Source organism: Haloactinopolyspora sp. (genome assembly GCF_027324685.1).
Taxonomy (GTDB): domain Bacteria; phylum Actinomycetota; class Actinomycetes; order Jiangellales; family Jiangellaceae; genus Haloactinopolyspora.
Genome location: NZ_DAHVSH010000182.1, coordinates 20,193 through 39,716 on the forward strand (window position 1 = coordinate 20,193; position 19,524 = coordinate 39,716).

Here is a 19,524-nt window from a genome sequence, read left to right on the forward strand (position 1 = left end):
TTGCTAGTCGCGTTTGCGGGTGTATCGCCGGGTCAGTCGATCGCCGGCCAATCCGATGGAGATGACCAGGATGGTCAGGGCGATGCCTGGGAAGACGGTGATCCACCAGGCGGTTTCGAGGTATTCGCGCCCGTTCGCGATGCTCTGCCCCCAGGACACGACGTCGGGCGGTAGCCCGAGCCCGAGGAAGCTCAATGCGGCCTCGGCGAGGATCGCCGAGGCGAGTTCGATCGTGGCCAGGGCGATGACCGACCCGGCCAGGAACGGCACGATGTGCCGGGTGAGGGTGGCCGGCTTGGACACCCCCATGATTCGCGCGGCGTCGACCCAATCGCGTTCCCGCGTCGACATCGTGATGCTGCGCGACAACCGGGCGAAGCCCACCCAGCCGCCCACCGACAACGCGATGATCACCACGTGCATGCCGCGCCCGAGTATCCCGGCGATGATGATCGCCAGCAGGATCCCGGGGAAGGCCATCAGGATGTCGATGAGCCGCGAGACCACGGCGTCGGACAGGCCACGCAGGTATCCGGCCAGCGCCCCGAGTGCGACGCCGACCGTGCCGCACACCCCCACCACGGCGATGCCGATGATGAACGACGTCCGGGCGCCGTAGACGATCTGGGCGAGCATGTCGCGGCCGACGGCGTCGGTGCCGAGCCACGCCGTCCCCGTCGACGTCTGCGAGCCGGGCGGCAGCAGGCGCTCGGTCACCTCGGTACGCACCGGGTCGTAGTCGATGAGCAGCGGCCCGATGATCGCGGCCAGCAGGTAGACACCGATGATCACGTACGGCACGGCGGCCAGGGGCCGCTTGCGGCGACGGGTCGGCGCCTCGACGTCAGGCACCGGATCGGCGCCGAGCAGATCCGCCTGGGTCATCGCGGTGCCTCCAATCGGATCCGCGGGTCGAGCTTGGCGTTCACGATGTCCGCGGTCAGGTTGAGCACGATCACGCACAAGGCGATGAGCACGGTGGCGGCCTGCACGACGGCGAAGTCTCGGTTTCCGACCGCGCTCACCAGCAGTGATCCGAGCCCAGGCCAGGCGAAGACCGTCTCGATCACCACCGCGCCGCCGAGCAGGTTGCCCAACTGCAATCCCACGACCGTGACCACCGGAATCAGGGAGTTCTTCAGTACATGCCCGCTGAGGACCGATCGCTCCGTCAGCCCCTTGGACCGCGCGGTCTGGACATAGGCCTCACCCATCGCCTCGGCGATGCCGCTGCGGGATATCCGAGCCACCAGCGCGGTGAAGGGAATGGACAGCGTGACCGCCGGCAGCACCAGATGTGCTGGGCTTCCACCGCCCGCGCTCGGCAGCATCCGGAACTGCAGCGCGAAGACCAGGATGAACATGATGCCGACCCAGAACGGCGGCACAGCCTGCAGACCCAGGGTGAACGTGGACACCGCCCGGTCCAGCAGGCTGCCGGGCCGCTGGCCGGCCAGCACGCCGAGCAGCAGCCCGGCGATGAGCGCGATGACGGTGGCGGTCAGGGTCAGCGTCACGGTGGCCGGGAAGCGCTCGAGCACCGCTTGCATCGCCGGGCGCCCGTACCGGTAGGACTCGCCGAAGTCGAGCGCTGCGACGTCACCGAGGTACGAAAAGTACTGGACGAGCAGCGGGCGGTCGAGGCCGAGGCTGTGCCGCAACGCCTCGACCTGTTCGACGGTCGCGTCGGGTCCGAGCGCGACGGTGGCCTGGTCGCCCGGGGCGAACCGGATCACCACGAACACGGCGGTGACGACGCCCCAGATCGTGAGCAACCCGATCGCCAGGCGCTTGACGAGGTAGTAGGTCACCGCGACGTCCCCTTCCGCGGTGGTGCGGCCACGGTGTCGCCCTCGACCGGCGTGCAGCCGACGAACATCTGGCGCGGCCGTCCGTCGTCGGTTTCGAGCAGTTCCAACAGCAGCCGGACAGCTTCGCGACCCATCTGCGCACGTGGGAGGGTGTAGCGGGTCCAGTTCCGCTCGGTCGCCTCGCTCAATGGCGGATCGCCCAACAGGACGGCGGAACAGTCTTCCGGGATGCGCACGCCGGCAGCAGCGGCGGCTTGCTCGACAGCGACCACGGCGGTGTCGTCTTCACTCGGCTCGATCAGCACCGCGGTGACGCCGGCCGCGAGCCACTCGTCGAACAGCGCGGGGGTGATCGCGGCCGCGTCGTCGATCGGGTGGACGACGACGTCGTCGTCGTGGATTCCGGCGTCGCGGGTGCCCTGCCGGAGACCCATTTCACGGTCCCGGGTCGGTTCCTGGTCGCCGGTGAGCTTCAGGTAGGCCAACCGTCGATGCCCGCGCTCGGCCAGAGCGCTGACGGTGTCGCGGGTCGCGCCGACGTAGTCCACGGCGACGTAGGACAGCTCGCGCCCGGGGACCTCACGGCGCCCGATGAACACGAACGGGAAGTCCTCGTCGACGAGTTCGGCCAGGTCGTCGCGGTGCAGGTGGCGCCCCAGGAGGACACAGCCGTCCGCGACTTTCAGCCGGTTCACCCCGCCGGCGTAGATGCGGCGCAGGTCGCCCTCCGTGGCCGAACTGAACAACAGCAGGTCGTAGCCGTGCTGGGCGGTCGCCTCCTCGACACCGAGCAGGAACGGGAAGTAGAAGTCGCGCTGGTCGACCGGGAAGACCGGCTCGAAGGTGTACAGGCCGAGCAGCCGGTTGCGCCCGCCCTTGAGGCTGCGCGCAGCTGCGTTGACCGTGTAACCGAGCTCGGCAGCGGCTTCCAGCACAGCCCGTCGCGTATCCGCGGCGACCTGGTCACTGGCCGGACCGCCGCTCACGACCAACGACACCGTCGCCTGGGACACGCCGAGGTGACGAGCGATGTCCTTCTGGGTGGCTCGCCGCCGTTGTGCCGCCATGTCGACCTTTCTAATACGTATAAGTGATGTTGGTCGACCAAACTACGCACGAGCGACGGAGTCCGTCAAGCGCGCCGCGACATCCGTCGTCCGGGACTTCGACCGCGCCCTTGCTCGAATATCGGTGCAGGCCGAAACGTGATTTCGCCCGTCGCGCCGTGCTGACCGCCGAGTCACATGGCCAATGACTCGAGCCCCAACGGGCCTATGACCGGCCGCCCAGGTACCGCCACGCCACGTCTTCGGCCGTGAGCGCGCGATCGTAGACAGCGGGCTCGTCCAATTGTCCGGCAAGCCGGTTCTGGGCGTCATCGCCGCGGGCACCCAACTTGAGACTGCCGCTGCCGTCGCCTGGCGAGATCGGCGCATCGACAGTGCCGTCGGCGAGACCGTCGACGTACAGGGTGAGCGTCGAACCATCGTAGACCGCGGCGACGTGGTGCCACTCACCCGGGGAGACGATCGCCGACCCGGTGACATTGACGGCACCGGAATCGCCCAGCACCCAGGCCTGCAGAGTATTGGCCGAAGTCAAACGGAGTGCATAACCGTTGAAAGCCGGGCGGTCGTATTTCTCGATCAGGCCCTGATCTCGGCCGGGCCCGTCATGCCGGACCCATGTTTCCAGAGTGAAAGCACCCTCGGGGCTGATGACGCCGGAGTCCTGGATCTCCACATAGCCCCCACCGAAACGTGCAGAGCTGTCGGTGTCTCCGGCGATCGCTCCCGGCTCCCCCAGCTCCACCTGACCTTCGTAGGTTCCGTCCTGGGCGCGGCCCGACGCATCGGCCGCGACATCGCCGTCCAGTTCACCCAGGCGCCAGTAGCCCAGCGGCTCATCGCCGAGGACGAGATCGCGGTACGGCTTGCCCGACGGGCGAGCCACCGTCAGCGACGTGGCGGCCGTCGCCCGGCGCCCGTCCGTGGTCGTCGCGACGAAGCGGACGGGATACGTCCCCGGCTCGGCATCCGGAGGCACACTGACGTCGGTCTCGAAGGCCTGCCGCACCGTCCGGCCGTCGCTATCCAGATCGAACGACTGAGACGCCGGTTCCGCGCTCCAACTGTCCGGGACCTCGACGTCGACCGAACCGGTGAGCCGGTCGTCGCCGACACCTTCGAGCGTCACGCCGACGGACGTCGTCGTCCCCGGAGCCATGAGGGCCGGCGGCTGGTCGACGCTCAGCTGGCCGGTCATCGCATCGGCAAAGCGAGGGATCACCTCGTACACGACGGGTGCGGACGTGTCGTCCGCACCGGGCCAGGCGATGCGGATCGCGGTCGCGGTCACATCGCCGCCGTCGACCTCCGTGTAGCCACCGGCCAGCTCACCGATGGTGCTCCAGGTTCCGTCCTCGGCGCGGACCTGCACGGCGCCCGCAGCCGGTGCCTCCGGGTCCTGCAGTACGGCCACCTCGCGCAGCGGGCGCGGGCGGGACAAGGCGATCGTCAGCGATTCGTCACCCTCGGCTGCACGTTCGGCCCGGTAGGCGGTCGTGACGTCCTGATCGGCCACGTCGGCGACAGCCGACCCCGGCACCGGGGGCGGCCCGCCGGTCACCTCGTCGATGCCGGTGACCCAGCGTGCCCCGAGCCAACTGTCGCTTTCGCCGGCGGCGAGGGCGAGGAAGGGGTCGACCACCCCTGGCGCGATCATCTGCGGGATCGCACCGGCACCTGCCCTCGCCTTCTCCAGGTCGAGTCGCGCCCGCCAGGCTGCTGGCGCGTCGTTCGCCTGGTGGGCCAACAGAGTGTCGATCGCGGCCTGGCCGCCCTGTCCGTAGAGCTCGAGCTTGTCGAGATGACCCTCGGCCTGCTCGAGGAAGCGGGCGTTGTCCAGCTCGGCGCGCAGCTCGGCGGGGGCGCTCTGGATCGCGGAGAGCTCGGCCCGCAGCGCAGCAGCGCTGGCACCGATGTGCTCTCCCCCGTCGTAGGCCTGGGTGAACGCGTCGATCAACGGCTTGAGGACCGGAGATTCGCCGCCGGGGTCGATGGTCGACGAGCGAGAGTTCTCGGCGAAGGTGCGCAGCGCCTCGAAGGCGGCGCCGCCGAACTCCCGCAGGCTGGCTTCCCACGACCGCTCCGCGTCGTAGGCCTCCGGGTTCCACGTGAAGTCGGCGATGGTGAACAGCGGAATGAGCGAGGCCTCTTGCTGATTCATCTCGTTGGCCGTGTAGCCGAGCGAGTGATCCTCGAGTCCCGCTTCGCGCCCGACCAGGGGGCCGAGCAGCAGCCGGTTCGGCGTGTAGTCGTTGACCGGGTAGTTGTCCCAGATGACGAGCTCATGCCTCGGGAACGCCTGCTGCGTCTCCAGGAGGTCCGCCACGTCGATGTGCGACCAGTAGTAGTCCGGCCCGGCCCAGTAGATGGCGATCGAGGGATCCAGCAGTTCGTCGAAGCGGGACCGGTACGGGGATGCGGCGTTTCCCGCGTACTCCATCGGCACGGTGATGAGCGGCTCGGCAGCTGGGTGCTTGTCGATGAAGTTGGCTTGGACGTAGTTGGTGGCGTGGGCTTGCGCGGCGGCGACGGGATCGGGATCGTCGCCGAACTCCTGCTCGTCCTGCTCACACTGAAAGAGCCCGGGGATGTCGTCCCAGGCGATCGTGTAGGTTCGCACGCCGACGTCCCAGAGCTGTTCGAATCGCGCGACCAGGGCGTCCAGATCGGCCGGGTCCGAGTGGCACATCCCGTTCTGCGGCGCCAGCGGCGCAGACGGCGAAACGCGGTAGATGAACTCCACGTGCTGCCGCTCGCCGGCCGCCACCACCTCGGCCAGCGCGGCGAGTTCGTCGCCCTCGTACACCGCGTCCCAGCGCGTACCCGTGCGCACGTCGTCCGCCGGGCCGTAGAAGAACGCGTTCATCTTGTGCCGCGCGAGAAACTCGATCTGGCTGAGTCGATCCGCGTGCGACCAGACCGGGCCGTAGAACGATTCCATCCCGCCACGCAGACCGAACCCCGGCCAGTCGCGCACGTGCACGCCGGGCACCACGGCCCGCCCCGGCTGATCCAGGACGAGTTGACGCAGCGTCTGCACGGCGTAGTACGTTCCGGCGCGGTCGACCCCGGCCAGCACGAGGTGGGCGCGATCGTCGCCGTCGCGCCCCGCCGCCAGCACGTACCCTTCCTCCGTCAGCCCTTCTGGCCCATCGACGCCCAGAGCTTCCAGAGCCGGCGCAGCCGCATGGTTCTCCTCCGGACCGCCGAGCCACACCGTCACCGGCGCGTCGGGCATCTCACCCGGCGGTGTGCGACGGATCATCCGGACGTCGTGCGAGCGCAGGACCGACTGAACCTCGCGGAGCGCGTCAGGATCGACGTCGTCGCCGGCCACCAACGCCACCACGGGCGTCAACCGGATGGACTCCGAGAATGGTTGCACGGACCGCGGCGTCGGCCAGATCTCGGGCAGATCCGGGCCGCCGGCCGCTGCCGGGCCGCTCGGCGCAGCCACCGACGACAAGGCAGTCACCAGCAGCGCAACCAGCGCGACGGCGACCGCCTTGGTGCCGCGGGCGGAGACGCGGGACGGCGTAGGAGGCAGCATCGGGGCTCCTGACAGGTAGGCCTGCGGCAACCAAATACCGGACTAGTCCGGTATGTCGCGACCGTACTGAGATCGGGAGGAACCAGTCAAGATCTCGAAGTGGCCTGCAGCGGTCACCCGGCTCACTGAACCGGGTCGGGGTCGCTCCGGCAGTGGACTAGCCCGGTTTACCCCGCCGCCGTGGACACCGCCGCCTCATCGGCCAGGCCGGCGAGAAAGTCTCGGACAGCAGCATTGAACTCGCCGGGCCGCTCCATGTTCGGATAGTGCGCAGTGTGGGAGATCGTGACCGCCCGGCCGTCCTGGACGCTCGCGGCCAGCTCATGGGAAAAGCGCTGGTGGTCGTCCGCATCCAGGGCGCCGATGACAGCCAGCACGGGAACGTCGATGTTGCCGAGCCGGGCCGTTGCGTCGGCGACGGGCGTCGGCCGGACCGGCGCAGCGGGCACGCTCGAGCCCGGTTCGACCCGGACGTGTGCCGCAAGCGTGTCGCGCACCATACGGTCCACGCGAGCCAGCACCCTCGAGTCGACATCATCGCCACCGCGGTGCGGCCCGGACACGAACGCCAGGAATGCGGCGATCCACCCCTCGGCGTCGCCGGCCTCCTGGGCCTGCTGCATGGCTCGGAAGACCTCCTGCACCCACGGGTCGCGGAAGTCCGGATCACTCACACTGGCTCCGCTGACCACCAGCGCGGACGTCCGCTCGGGATACTCCAGGGCAACTTCGGTCGCCGTCGCGCCGCCCATCGACACCCCGGCCAGTACGGCTCGATCCACACCGGCGTGGTCCAGCACGGCTACCACGTCGTCGCAGGACCGGAAGGCCGTCGTGGGCGTCGACGACGCGCCGTGCCCGCGGGCATCCAGAGCCAGGACCCGGCGGGCCGGGAACGCCGTCAGCTGATCGTCCCACATGCGGTGATCGACGCCGCCGCCGTGCAGCAGCACGAGGGGCTCACCGTCGCCGTGATCGACGTAGGCCACATGTCCGCCCGGAAGAGGTGCTCGCTTCAGACTCATGACACCTAAGGTGCCATAGTTGCGGCCTCGATGACACCTCGGGTGTCATAATGCTTCGATGAGCGCGCAGCGACCCCTGCCCCCTGACGAGCTCGGCCTCCGACTGGCCGAGGTCTACCGCGTCGTCGGCCCGCTGTACCGGCGCGCCCTGCGTCGCGTCGAGCGCGACCAGCCGGCGATGGGGATGTCCGTCGGCGTACGCGCCGTCCTCGACGAACTGCGCCGGACCGGGGCGTTGACCGTGCCCGGACTGGCGCGCCGACTCGATCTGAGCCGCCAGTTCGTCCAGCGGATGGTCAACGACGCACACACGGCGACGTGGGTCGAACTACGGGCCAACCCCGCGCACCGCCGATCGTCCCTGGTCACCATCACGCCGGCCGGCGAAGCGGCCATCGATCGAGTGGCCCGCCGCGAACACGAGCTGATGAGCCAGGTCGGCGGCGGGCTGACCCGCGGCGAGATCGACGCGACGCTGCGTGTGCTCGGCGAGATGCTCGCCGCTCTCGACGCCGTGGACGACACCGTTTCGGGCGACGGGCCGACGGGTAATTCGTCACATCACGACCGACACGGGGGTGAGTCATGACGACGTCCTCGGCCGCCGACGAGGGCATAGCCGGCCGCGAGCCGCTCAGGCCGAGCACGATGCGCTTCGGCCGGCTGCTCATCGATTTCGACGCCCGGGTACTACAGCCTCGGCCGTGGACGACGAACCAATCGCGCTGGGCAGCCAAGTTGCTGCGCTCGGTCCCCGACGGCCCGGTGCTGGAGCTGTGCGCGGGCGCCGGCCAGATCGGCCTGCTCGGGCTGGCCGACCAGGACCGCGAGCTGGTGCTCGTCGACGTCGACGAGACCGCCTGCGCCTACGCGCGTTTCAACGCCACCCGCGCCGGGCTCGCGGACCGAGTCAGTGTCCGCTGCGCCGCGGTGACCGAGGCGCTCGAGCCGCACGAGCGTTTCGCCCTCGTCATCGCCGACCCGCCGTGGGTGCCCAGCGCGGACGTCCAGCGCTACCCCGGTGACCCCGTCCACGCCATCGACGGCGGCGCCGACGGTCTGGGCATGGCGTGGGTCTGCCTCGACGTCATCGCCGACCATCTGCTGCCCGGAGGCTGTGCGCTGGTGCAACTGGGCAGCGCCGACCAGGCGGCAGCGCTGGGACACCGCCTCGACCAGATGCCGGCGTCCGGACTGACGGTGACCGACGTGCGCCGCTTCGATCCGCATGGCGCGCTGGTCCTCGTCCAACGACGCGACCAGCGCGAAACCAGTCCTACGGTCTCGCCCGCTCCGGAATGACCTTGTGAGTGCCGTCGCACCACGGCTGCTTGGCTGACTTGCCGCACCGACACACCGCACTGACCGGCCGGGTGGTGCGATGCAGGCCGCCCTTGTCGTCCTCGATGACGTGCTCGCCGCGTAGCAACAACGGGCCGCCGGGGCACAGGACCACGTCGGCGTGCTCGAACTCGTTGAGACTCATGCCGACCACTCCCCGAGCATGCGCCGCGCGAACTCGTCTTCCAAGCCCAGGCAGGTCATCGCACCGAAGACGACGTCCGCTGCCAGCGACGGCGTCTCCTCCACGAGGGCTCCGCAGATGGTGCGGATGGCCAGCTGTTCGTGTACGGCGTCGGCCTCCACGTGCTCGTCGTAATAGGCGATCATCTCGCCCGGCAGGCCCAGGCGCTCCATGCCGCCGGCGATGCGGCGCGATGGCAGCGAGCTGGTCGCCTCGAACGCCGCGAGGTGGCCGAGTGCGGCACCACGCAGCCGACGGTGCAGCCCGAGCAGACTCCAGGCGTTGTTCTGCTTGAGCACTTCCAGCGGTACGTCGTCGATGTAGGCGCCGTACTCCGAACGCAGCCCACACGCTTCGAGCCCGCGCACGAACATGTTGGAGTGCAGCCGATTCGGGTCGCCGCAGCCGTACTCGTCATACTGCAGCTCGATCACCGCAGCTTTGGGTCCGGTCGACAGTCGCGGAATCACCCAGGTCGTCGGGTCTGCTTCCTTGACGTGGTAGATCGACTTGTACCGGAGGAACTCCAGCACCTGCTCGAGATCGGCATCGCGCTGGATGAACGCGGCCACCGACACGCCGTCATGGTTCTCGATGCACTCGGCCAGCTTGTCGGCGAACGGCTCCGGCAACGGCTCGCCTGCATACTTCGACCGAAGCTCGTCCTCGAACAGCCGCTCCAGGCTGCGCCGGAGTTCGAGCACCGTCGGATTCCACTCGACGTCGTCGTCGACGTCGTCGAAACCCCGGTACATCAGTTCGTACATCACCCAGAGGCTGATGTGCAGATCGCCGTCGTCGGTCGGGTCCAGGGCCAGGGCCGGGCGCGCGTCGACCGAGTCCGTGCGCAGCGCATCGATCAGAGCCTCACTCAGCTCTCCGCGTGCCTTGGGTGTGAACATTCCGTGCTCCTTCGCTTCCCCAGTCGCCGGATGGCGTCGAGGTGACGTGTCTGTGTCTTTCCCGAACCGCGCATCGCTACACGGAGCGGTCCACGGGTTGAGCCGGCGGTTTCGGTTCGGCCGGCGCGGGTAGCTCAACTGCGCGAAGGAGGGTGCCCATGAACGCCGACGGCCCCGCTGACCGGATCGAGAATCCCTGGGGTGAACGCACGCCGTACGGCCGCGGCGAGGCGTGGCCGGTCCGGGTGGACACCCATTTGGCCGACGGCATCCAGCCCGGCGATGTGGAGCACTGGGCGGTCTCGGCATCCTTGCTGCATTCCAACGGCGATGCCATGGACATCGCGGTCAATGAAGAGCGGATCGTGGGCGTGCGTGGCCGGTCCCAGGACCGTGTCAATCACGGCCGGCTCGACGTGAAAGATCTCTACGGCTGGCAGGCGAACTCGTCCCCGGACCGGCTGACCACGCCACTGGTTCGCCGCGACGGCGCTTTGGTGCCGACCAACTGGGACACGGCGATGTCCGCCATCGTCGGGCAGACCCGCGACCTGCTCAGTGAGCGCGGACCCAGCAGCATCTCCTTCTACACCACCGGACAACTGTTCCTCGAGGAGTACTACACCCTGGGCCTCATCGCCCACGGCGGCATCGGCACTGCGCATCTGGACGGCAACACCCGGCTGTGCACCGCGACCGCCGCGGAGTCGCTCAAGGAGTCCTTCGGCTGCGATGGCCAGCCGGGCTCGTACGCCGACATCGACCACGCCGACGTCGTGGCGCTGTTCGGGCACAACGTGGCTGAGACACAGACCGTGCTGTGGATGCGCATCCTCGACCGGCTGGCCGGCCCGGACCCGCCCAGCATCGTCTGCGTGGATCCGCGCCTGACTCCGGTGGCCCGCGCGGCCACGGTCCACCTGGCGCCCCGGCCGGGGACCAACGTCGCCCTGATGAACGCCCTGTTGCACGAGATCATCGAGAACGGCTGGTACGACGAGGCCTACGTGCAGGCGCACACGGTGGGCTTCGGCGAACTGGCGCAGACGGTGCGCGACTACCCGCCCGAGCATGCCGCGGAGATCACCGGTGTACCCGCCGAGCGGATTCGTGCAGCGGCCCGGTTACTCGGCACGACCGAGCGGCTGGTGTCGACGGTCTTGCAGGGCTTCTATCAGTCTCATCAAGCCACTGCCGCGGCAGTCCAGGTCAACAACGTGCACCTCATCCGCGGCATGCTCGGCCGCCCTGGCGCCGGCGTGTTGCAGATGAACGGCCAGCCGACGGCGGAGAACACCCGCGAGGCCGGCGCGGACGGCGACCTGCCGGGCTTTCGCAACTGGTCCAACGACTCACACATCGCCGATCTCGCGCGGGTGTGGAACCTCGACACCATGCAGATCCCGCACTACGCCCCGCCGACGCACGTCATGCAGATGATGCGCTACGCCGAAGAGGGTTCCATCCGGTTCATGTGGATCACCGGGACGAACCCCGCGGTGTCGCTACCCGAACTGGCGCGGATCCGCTCGATCCTGGGCGACGATCGGCTGTTCGTCGTCGCGCAGGACATCTTCCACACCGAGACGTGTCAACTCGCCGACGTCGTCCTGCCGGCTGCCACCTGGGGCGAGAAGACCGGCACGTTCACCAACACCGACCGCACCGTGCACCTGTCCGAGAAAGCCGTCGAGCCTCCGGGGGACGCGCGGGCCGACCTCGACATCTTCCTCGACTTCGCTCACAGGATGGAATTCACCGACAAGGACGGCGCCCCGCTGATCCGATGGACCGACCCGGAATCGGCGTTCGAGGCGTGGAAGGTCTGCAGCGCCGGGCGCCCGTGTGACTACACCGGGCTGTCCTACGACCGGCTGCGCGACGGCGGCATCCAGTGGCCCTGCACCAGCACGGATTCGCCCGGGACCGAGCGGTTGTACGCCGACGGGCAGTTCTTCGCCGACCCGGACTACTGCGAGTCCTACGGGCGCGACCTGATCACCGGCGCACCGTTCGAAGAGATCGACTATCGGGCCATGAACCCGTACGGCCGGGCGATCATCCGGGCCGCCGGGTACCAGCCGGCGCACGAGCCGCCGACCGAGGAGTACCCGTTCTCGTTGATCACCGGTCGGACCATCTTCCATTTCCACACCCGAACCAAGACCGCCCGAGCCCCCGAGCTGCAGAGCGCCGCACCGGAGGTGTGGGTCGAGATGTCTGCTGCCGATGCTGCCGACATCGGCGCCGACGACGGCGACATGGTCGAAATCACCACCGCACGAAGCGCCGTGCAAGCGCGGTTGCGGGTCGGTGGCATCCGCGACGGCGTGGTCTTCCTGCCGTTCCACTACGGTTACTGGGACACGCCAGGCGGCTACCAGCCCGACGGCGCGGGCCGGGCGGCGAACGAACTGACGCTCACCGATTGGGATCCCCCGTCGAAACAGCCCATCTTCAAGACCGCTGCGGCCAACGTCCGGCGGGTACGAGATCGCGAAGAACGGCAGGTGCGGCCGTGAACAAATTCGTCTTGTTGATCCGTCTCGTCCACCGAGCGGAGAACAAGGTGGCCAGCGACATGTTGGCCATTGGGGAACGGCACAAGACCGACCACGAGATCTACCACCTCACCCACGACTTCGCCCGCTGGTCACGACGGCATGTCGACCTGCTCGCCGAAGCCGGCCAACGCCACGGCGCCGAGCTGGACCACGCCGACGACGACTCCAGTTGGCTGCGCCCCGTGCGCGAGAAGGCCTCCGAACTGTTCGGCCGTCGACCCGAGACCGGCCTCGTCCTGCTCAGAGACCTGCGTGAGCTCCATCTCGACTTGGTCGGGCTGTCGGTGGACTGGGAGATCCTCGCTCAAGCCGCCCAGGGCGTGAAAGACTCCGATCTGCTCGACGTCGCACAGACCTGCCACCCTGAGACGTTGCGCCAAGCCAGGTGGACCAACGCCATGATCAAAGTCATCAGCCCCCAAGTCATCGCGAGTTGATCGAATGACTCTCCGCTCCGGCGAACCAGCCCATGACTTCGACGAGTCGATATGGTCAACCGATCAGGAAACGAGAAGTCGCCAGCCCGGACCACGGTTACGGTGACCGTCATGTCGAACATCGAATACGTCACCCTCGAGGTAGCCGACCCGGCGGCGGCCGAAGAGTTCTACGCCGCCGCCTTCGGCGCGGACGAACGAGTACGCACCCGAGCGTCGCAAGCGCCGGCGACGGGTTTCCGCGGATTCACCATGTCGCTCGTTGTGTCTCAGCCCGCCACCGTCGACAGTTTCATCGACAGCGCAGTGGACGCCGGCGCCAAACCGGCGCAGCCGGCGAAGAAGTCACTGTGGGGCTACGGCGGTGCCGTGCAGGCGCCGGATGGCACCATCTGGACGGTTGCCTCGTCGTCGAAGAAGAACACCGGACCGGCCAGTCGGCACATCGACGAGCTGGTGCTCCAACTGGGGGTCGCCGATGTGGCCGCCAGCAAACAGTTCTACGTCGACCACGGGTTCTCGGTCGCGAAGAGCTATGGCCGCCGATACGCCGAGTTCGACTCGGGGCCGGTCAAGCTCACGCTCAACAAACGCGCCGCGCTCGCCAAGGTCGCCGGGATTCCTGCCGACGGCACGGGCCCGCACGGACTCGCGATCGGCACCGATGCCGAGCCGGCCACCGACCCGGACGGCTTCGTCCTGGAGCAGATCACGAGCTGACCCGAAAGGACGTATCGCATGAGTGAGCACGCGGCGGAGGGCACCGGAGCGAAACTCCTCTCGGGCGGTAACCCCCGAATTCCCAAAGGCGAAGGCCCCGGCCCGGTGCGCGACTACATCGCCGCCATGCCCGGCTGGAAGCGCGGCGTCGGACAACGCATCGACGAGCTCGTGGTGGACACCGTCCCGGACGTGCACAAGGCCGTCAAATGGAACCAACCGTTCTACGGAATCGAAGGCGACGGCTGGTTCCTCTCTTTCCGCTGCTACACGCACTACGTCCAATTGCAATTCCTCAAAGGCACCTCGCTGGACCCGATGCCGCCGAAGGCGTCCAAACATGCCGAGGTGCGCTACCTCGACATCCGCGAAGACGACGAACTCGACGCGGACCAGTTGCGTTCGTGGATCGAGCAGGCCAGCAAGATACCGGGCGAGAAAATGTGATGCGGCTGTTGCGCTGCTGCATCGACACCTGCGGGATCGGCCGGCCCTGACGCTGCTTCCCCGCAGACGCCGTCCTGCGCTGCTCCTCTTAGGGCGCCGCTCACGCTGCTCCCCCGCACACGCCGCCCTGCGCTCTTCTCTGGAGGCGCCGCTCGTGCTGTTCGCGCTGCGCTGCGGATCTGCCCGAGGCGGTCGGTCGTGAAGATCGCCGTGTGAAGATCCGCCGACGCGACCCGGTCGTGAAGATCGTCGTGTGAAGATCCGCGGTCTATGCCGGCATTTTCGCGCACGACGATCTTCACGACCAGCCCACAGACGCACTTCCACGCACGACGATCTTCACGACCACCGGTCATAGGAGGTCGATCACGAGGCAGGTCTCCTCTCTGATGCTGCACCGTGCCATCCCCGTCGGGCGCCCGTCGGCGTACAGCTCGGCGAGCAGCAGGTCGTCGTCCTCCCACGTCACCGCCTGGAGGTCCCGGTCATCGGGTGGCTGCAACGCCAGCTGGCGGCTGCCGTCGACCTGCTGTGCGGTGATCTCCGAAATCGTCTCGGCTTCACCGCCCCACGTTCCGCCGAACGCGAGCCACGTGCCGGACGGGTTGACCACGACACCCTCACTCGGCAGCGTCCGTAACCGGTCCAGCGCCCCCGACTCGGAGGCCTCGGCCAGGTACACCGCGTCATCGAAGCCGTCGGACATACCGTCGAACACGATCAAACCGGCTGAAGTGTTGCCCCGTACCCACTGGTCCGGGGCGGTGCCTCCGAGGTCGACGGTCTCGTCATCCTCAGCCGCGAGCCACATCAGGCGCCGCCGGTCGTTCTCCAGGAAAACCTTCATGTCGTTGGTGACCCCGACGACGGTGAACGGGATTGAATCGCCCTGCTCGGTCGACGCGGTCTGCACTGCATTGACCGTCTCACCCGACCTCGCGTCGATGAGTAATGCCTGCTCTCCATCCTGCGTCGTGGTGGCCACGGCCAGCAGGGCGCCATCGGGAGAGAGTCGAGGCGGCGATACCACCGTGCCGGGCACGGCATGATGCTCGGCGCTGGTGCCCCACCACCAGGTCTCGTCAGAGCGCTCCGCCACCCACGTACCGCCGGCCTGGCGCACAGTCGACCACGTCCCGGACACCTGCTTGCCGTCGACGTACAGGTGACCGTCGAACAGGAACGGCACCGCCGGTACGTCAGCGGTGAGGGGCCGAACCGCCGGATCTCCGCCCGGCGTCTCCACCGGTGGCGAGCTTGCCTGCTGTGCTCCGCCGTCGTCCCCATATGTCACCAACACCGTCACGCCGCCTGCGGCAACCCCGATCATCGCCGCCGCGACCAGCAACGGCCGCCAGAGGTGCCGGACCCGGTGTCGCTCCTGCGGCACCGGCGGACGTGCCGGAACGTCCAGGCCGGAGGCTACCTCGCGAAGTTCGCGGCTGATGATCTCCTCGATGTCGACGTTCATCTCAACTCCATCCCGCCGTCGCGCTCTTCACCCAGGGCAGCCCGCAAGGCCTTGAGCGCGCGATGCGCTGTGGACTTCACGTTGCCGCGCGAGCAGCCGAGGGCATCGGCGATTTCCTGCTCATTGAGGTCTTCGTAGTAGCGCAACACGATCACCGCCCGCTGGCGCGGCGGCAGCGCCTTCACGTGTGGCCAGATCACCATCCGGTCTTCGGGCGCATGCGGCGTCGCAGCGCTGTCGTACTCGGGAGGGGTCTCGGTCAACAGCTCGAGTCGCCACTTCTTCGCACGACGGGCCGAGAGAAACGTGTTGGTCAGCATGCGCCGTACGTAGGCCTCCGGCGAATCCGACCGCATGACCTGCGACCAGGACCGGTACACCTTCACCAACGTCTGCTGGGCGACGTCCTCAGCATCGGGGTGATTTCCGGCCAGCAAGTACGCGCTGCGGTACAGCGACGGCCAGATGACACCGGCATATTCCTCGAACGTCGGTCCACCCGTGTCGCGAGTCACGGTGAACATCATCTGATAGCCCTCACGACCACTCGACTCCGCGAGCCGGTCACGAGGTTGCGTCGACCGCACAGAATTTCTGTCGACGACGTCAATTCGCCGCGCGTGGCACGCTGAAACGCTCCACAAACCGGATATTCCAGGCAGGTTTGGTCACATTCCGCGTGCCACATACCACCCGCGCTGCGGCATCATTTCGCCGGTGGCGGGTATCCGGTACCGGCATGAGAAGCACACCGGATTCCGCTGACGCGCCCCTAGACGACAGCGATGTCGACGGAGTCGACATGGCGACAGTGGAGGCGGTCGGCAAGCTCACCGAGGCGATGGAGACCATCGAGGAGGCTCGCGGTCACCTCTACGCGTTCCATCGGCTTACCGGAAGCGCGGACTTCGCACTCGAAGACGCGATCGAACAACTGCGCGACGCGGGCCACGACGAACTCGCCGACCGACTGGCTCGCGAGCTACTCGGCCGCAACGTCCTGTATGGCCGCTGGACCTATCAAGTCGTCGAAGAGTACGAGGACACCTACTACGAGGTGTTTCGTGCGTTCGAGCGCGAAGCCCGGCAACTGACCGGTGACAGCCGGCACCCGTGGGAGGCGGAGTTGAAACGCCGCCGCCGAACCCCGGGGCTGCCTGGTCACGAGGCATCCCCGGAGGATCCCGCTGGCCTCGGGCCGGGTGACGGTTCCGTCAGCGTGACGGCCTGAAACAGGTGCAGACGTTCCTGCCGTTTCCGATTTTCTCCGCCACCGCCGACGTCCTCGATGTGCGCCGGCTGGGACGGCAGCGGGTCGAGGCGCTGCAGATTCTGCGGGCGCTCACCGTGCCCGGTTACGGGTGGCAACACCATCCAGCCGTCGCCATGTGGGCCGGGTACGAGGAGGCCTTGGCCCGCTACGGCCTGGACGTCTGCCGAGCGTGGCGAGCCGGCGGCCGGGCGGACACGTGTGCCGACACGATCAGGGCCGATCTGTTCGCGGCAACCGGAAAGACGGAAGTACGTCCGCAGGACGTGCTGGAACGCGCCGGCGAGCTACCACCGTGGCTGGGCGAGCCCGCCTTCCATCGCAGCCACCAGTCGGCGCTCGTGCGCAAAGATCCGGAACATTATCACCGGTGGTTCGCAGACGTCCCCGACGACCTGCCGTACGTCTGGCCTGCTTCGGACCGCCCCCGGCGGCGATGACCACTCCGCGCTGCCCGCTGCACGCTCTGCTGGACTCAGGCGGGTTAACTTACCCGCCGCGGCGGGTAAGGCGCTGGACGTATGAACGATCGAGCCGTGCGCGGTCGAGGGGCGTCGAGCGCGCGAGACAGCGGAGCACGCCGGGCCAAGGCCGCCGACGCCCTCGACGCCGGCGCGCTGGCTGCTGACGCCGCCGGCGGGCTGCTCGGTGCGGTGTTCGGGGCCGCCAGCGCCCTCCGGCACGACAAGCCGCTGCACCCGAGGGGCATCATCTACGACGCCCGCCTCCGCCGCGCCGGATCACCGGTCACATGGCACTGCGGCTGGCTGGACGAACCAGGTGACGACCACGGCACGGCGCGGCTGTCCAGGTCCGCTGGCTTGCCGCCGCCGATGCCGGACATCCATGGCTTGGCGATCACGTTCACCGGCGACGACGGAGAACGTCACGACCTTCTGCTCGCCACCACCGGGACGGGACGGTGGGGGCGGTTCGTCCTCGCTCCCCGGGCCGACCCGTACACCCGTCCGTACACCTCGCTGTTTCCCTACCGTTCCAGTCAGGGATTGGTGCTTCTCGCGGCGTCGCCGACCTCATCGCACCGCCCGACCCGACCGCCCGCCGCGGTGACCTTCCGCCTGCAGGCAGCGAGAGTCTCAGGTCCCTGGCACGCATTCGGCACACTCGAACTGCTGGCCCCAGCCGCTGGACTCGCCGACGACCCGGTCCGCTTCGACCCGGTCATGTACCCGCTTCCCGATCTGCGCTGGCCCACACCGCTGATACGGCTACGAGAGCCGGCCTATGCTGCGGCTCGCCGCACACCGGCGCGGGCGGAGTCACCACGAGCATGATCTGCGCAGTCGCAGGAAAAAGGGTGGGGGGAGTGCCCCAGCATCGGTTGACTCCTGATCTGTGCGGACCTGGTCCGCGCTGGAAGGATGTTCACCGTGCCCAAGCCTTATCCCGCCGAGTTCCGTCGTGACGTGGTTGCTGTGGCCCGTCAGGGCGGCTCGATCGCCCAGGTCGCCAAAGACTTCGGAATCACCGAGTCCTGTCTTCGTAACTGGCTCAAGGCCGCCGACGTCGACGACGGTGTGCGGTCTGGGGGGACGCGCGAGGAGTCCGCCGAGCTGCGTGAGCTCAAGCGGCGCAACCGCCAGCTGGAGCAGGAGAACGAGATCCTGCGCCGTGCGGCGGCGTACTTCGCGAAGGAGATCTCCCCAAAATGACGTACCCGCTGGTCGGTGACCTGGCCGCGGACGGCATCCCCGTCGCGGTGACCTGCCGGGTGCTCGGGTTCTCCACCCAGGCCTACTACAAGTGGCGCGCCAGGCCGGTGACGCCCGCGGACCTCGAGCGTGCCTATCTGATCAACGCCGCCCTGGGAGTGCACGCCGATGACCCGGAGTTCGGATACCGATACATCGCCGACGAGCTCAACGACGCCGGACTGCGCGTGAGCCCGAACACCGTGTGGTCGCTGTGCCGCGAGGCCGGGATCGTCTCTGTGGTGCACCGCAGGCGCCGGTCGGGCAAGAAGACCGGCCCGCCCGTGCACGACGACCTGGTCCAACGGCAGTTCACCGCCACCAGGCCGGACCGGTTGTGGCTGACCGACATCACCGAGCACCCCACGAACGAGGGCAAGCTCTACCTGTGCGCGGTCAAGGACGCATTCTCCGGCAGGATCGTGGGCTACTCGATGGACTCACGCATGAAGTCCTCCCTGGCCGTGGCCGCGCTGAACAACGCCGCCGCCCGCCGTCAGGTCCAGCGAGCAACCGAGGAGCAGGTCGGCACCATCTGCCACTCCGACCGCGGCTCGCAGTTCCGGTCACGGAAATTCGTCGTCGCGCTGCACCACCACGGCATCACCGGGTCCATGGGCCGTGTCGGCGCCGCCGGCGACAACGCCGCGATGGAAAGCTTCTTCGCCCTTCTACAGAAGAACGTCCTGAACCGACGCCGGTGGGCCACCCGAGCCGAACTGCGCCTGGCAATCACCCGCTGGATCGAACGCACCTACCACCGCCGCAGGCGCCAACACCGCCTCGGCCGCATGACCCCGATCGAGTACGAGACCGCCTACGCTGCCAACACCCTAGCCCTCGCGGCCTGACCCGAAGAGTCAACCGATCGTGGGGCAGTCCCGCGCCACGTCCGCGCGATCACGCTGGCGCACGGCAAAGCCACCCTCAACACAGAGTTCCGCAACCTATGGATGCGCGGCCGAAGCCGTGACGTTGCGGCGGACACCGTGACCGACAACCGCCAAAACTCCCCGGAAACCA

At 68.2% G+C, this 19,524-nt stretch carries 19 protein-coding genes; 10 read left to right on the forward strand and 9 right to left on the reverse strand.

Annotated features, from left to right (window positions below; genetic code table 11):
- Positions 1–3: 3 nt before the first annotated feature.
- The 5 genes from M6444_RS19850 to M6444_RS19870 form a co-directional block, all read right to left on the reverse strand.
- The gene (locus M6444_RS19850; RefSeq protein WP_298331397.1) at positions 4–885 is read right to left on the reverse strand and encodes an ABC transporter permease; all 882 of its coding nucleotides are present in this window, start codon (positions 883–885) and stop codon (positions 4–6) included.
- Positions 882–1,811, reverse strand: coding sequence for an ABC transporter permease (locus M6444_RS19855; RefSeq protein WP_298331399.1), 930 nt, complete (start codon positions 1,809–1,811; stop codon positions 882–884). Before M6444_RS19855 ends, M6444_RS19850 begins: the two co-directional genes overlap by 4 nt.
- Positions 1,808–2,878: a LacI family DNA-binding transcriptional regulator gene (locus M6444_RS19860; RefSeq protein WP_298331401.1), complete on the reverse strand. Its 1,071-nt coding sequence runs from the start codon at positions 2,876–2,878 to the stop codon at positions 1,808–1,810. Before M6444_RS19860 ends, M6444_RS19855 begins: the two co-directional genes overlap by 4 nt.
- Before the next feature lie 205 nt (positions 2,879–3,083).
- The gene (locus tag M6444_RS19865; RefSeq protein WP_298331404.1) at positions 3,084–6,428 is read right to left on the reverse strand and encodes a beta-N-acetylglucosaminidase domain-containing protein; all 3,345 of its coding nucleotides are present in this window, start codon (positions 6,426–6,428) and stop codon (positions 3,084–3,086) included.
- 167 nt (positions 6,429–6,595) lie between these two features.
- Positions 6,596–7,453 carry an alpha/beta hydrolase gene (locus M6444_RS19870; RefSeq protein ID WP_298331406.1) on the reverse strand — a complete coding sequence of 286 codons (858 nt, stop codon included), beginning with the start codon at positions 7,451–7,453 and terminating at the stop codon, positions 6,596–6,598.
- Positions 7,454–7,511: 58 nt separating this feature from the next.
- Between M6444_RS19870 and M6444_RS19875 the strand changes: the two genes are divergently transcribed.
- Positions 7,512–8,042: a MarR family winged helix-turn-helix transcriptional regulator gene (locus tag M6444_RS19875; RefSeq protein ID WP_298331408.1), complete on the forward strand. Its 531-nt coding sequence runs from the start codon at positions 7,512–7,514 to the stop codon at positions 8,040–8,042.
- Positions 8,039–8,755, forward strand: a complete 717-nt coding sequence (locus tag M6444_RS19880; RefSeq protein WP_298331410.1) for a class I SAM-dependent methyltransferase — start codon at positions 8,039–8,041, stop codon at positions 8,753–8,755. The genes M6444_RS19875 and M6444_RS19880 overlap by 4 nt, the downstream gene beginning before the upstream one ends.
- On the opposite strand, the gene M6444_RS19885 is transcribed toward M6444_RS19880, so the two are convergent.
- The gene (locus M6444_RS19885) at positions 8,730–8,939 is read right to left on the reverse strand and encodes a CDGSH iron-sulfur domain-containing protein (RefSeq protein ID WP_298331412.1); all 210 of its coding nucleotides are present in this window, start codon (positions 8,937–8,939) and stop codon (positions 8,730–8,732) included. The genes M6444_RS19880 and M6444_RS19885 overlap by 26 nt on opposite strands.
- Positions 8,936–9,880: an iron-containing redox enzyme family protein gene (locus tag M6444_RS19890; protein ID WP_298331414.1), complete on the reverse strand. Its 945-nt coding sequence runs from the start codon at positions 9,878–9,880 to the stop codon at positions 8,936–8,938. The genes M6444_RS19885 and M6444_RS19890 overlap by 4 nt, the downstream gene beginning before the upstream one ends.
- Before the next feature lie 158 nt (positions 9,881–10,038).
- On the opposite strand from M6444_RS19890, the gene M6444_RS19895 reads away from it, so the two are divergent.
- From M6444_RS19895 to M6444_RS19910, 4 genes are all read left to right on the forward strand, one after another.
- Positions 10,039–12,402, forward strand: coding sequence for a molybdopterin-dependent oxidoreductase (locus M6444_RS19895; RefSeq protein ID WP_298331416.1), 2,364 nt, complete (start codon positions 10,039–10,041; stop codon positions 12,400–12,402).
- Positions 12,399–12,881, forward strand: a complete 483-nt coding sequence (locus M6444_RS19900) for a hypothetical protein (protein WP_298331417.1) — start codon at positions 12,399–12,401, stop codon at positions 12,879–12,881. Before M6444_RS19895 ends, M6444_RS19900 begins: the two co-directional genes overlap by 4 nt.
- A gap of 111 nt (positions 12,882–12,992) precedes the next feature.
- Positions 12,993–13,601, forward strand: coding sequence for a hypothetical protein (locus M6444_RS19905; protein WP_298331419.1), 609 nt, complete (start codon positions 12,993–12,995; stop codon positions 13,599–13,601).
- Positions 13,602–13,619: 18 nt separating this feature from the next.
- Entirely contained in the window at positions 13,620–14,048 is a 429-nt protein-coding gene (locus M6444_RS19910; RefSeq protein ID WP_298331421.1) for a DUF1801 domain-containing protein, read from the forward strand.
- Between the two features lie 352 nt (positions 14,049–14,400).
- Here the strand turns inward: M6444_RS19910 and M6444_RS19915 are convergent, their stop codons facing one another.
- Together M6444_RS19915 and M6444_RS19920 are read right to left on the reverse strand one after the other, a co-directional pair.
- Positions 14,401–15,519, reverse strand: a complete 1,119-nt coding sequence (locus tag M6444_RS19915) for a hypothetical protein (protein ID WP_298331423.1) — start codon at positions 15,517–15,519, stop codon at positions 14,401–14,403.
- Entirely contained in the window at positions 15,516–16,034 is a 519-nt protein-coding gene (locus tag M6444_RS19920) for a SigE family RNA polymerase sigma factor (RefSeq protein WP_298331425.1), read from the reverse strand. Before M6444_RS19920 ends, M6444_RS19915 begins: the two co-directional genes overlap by 4 nt.
- A gap of 287 nt (positions 16,035–16,321) precedes the next feature.
- Here M6444_RS19920 and M6444_RS19925 point away from each other — a divergent pair, with 287 nt between their 5' ends.
- The 4 genes from M6444_RS19925 to M6444_RS19940 all read left to right on the forward strand — a co-directional run bounded on the left by M6444_RS19925 (position 16,322) and on the right by M6444_RS19940 (position 19,352).
- Positions 16,322–16,750 (forward strand): hypothetical protein, encoded by a 429-nt coding sequence (locus M6444_RS19925; RefSeq protein WP_298331427.1) that lies wholly within the window; start codon positions 16,322–16,324, stop codon positions 16,748–16,750.
- A gap of 5 nt (positions 16,751–16,755) precedes the next feature.
- A complete protein-coding gene (locus tag M6444_RS19930) occupies positions 16,756–17,229 on the forward strand; it encodes an MSMEG_6728 family protein (protein WP_298331429.1) in 474 nt (157 codons plus the stop codon).
- A gap of 81 nt (positions 17,230–17,310) precedes the next feature.
- Positions 17,311–18,084, forward strand: coding sequence for a hypothetical protein (locus M6444_RS19935; RefSeq protein ID WP_298331431.1), 774 nt, complete (start codon positions 17,311–17,313; stop codon positions 18,082–18,084).
- Between the two features lie 96 nt (positions 18,085–18,180).
- Positions 18,181–19,352, forward strand: a protein-coding gene (locus tag M6444_RS19940; protein ID WP_298331433.1) for an IS3 family transposase whose coding sequence is annotated in 2 segments (ribosomal slippage) — positions 18,181–18,451 and positions 18,451–19,352 — 1,173 coding nt in all. Because the reading frame shifts where the segments join, the coding sequence is not laid out codon by codon here.
- The last annotated feature ends 172 nt before the right edge of the window (positions 19,353–19,524 follow it).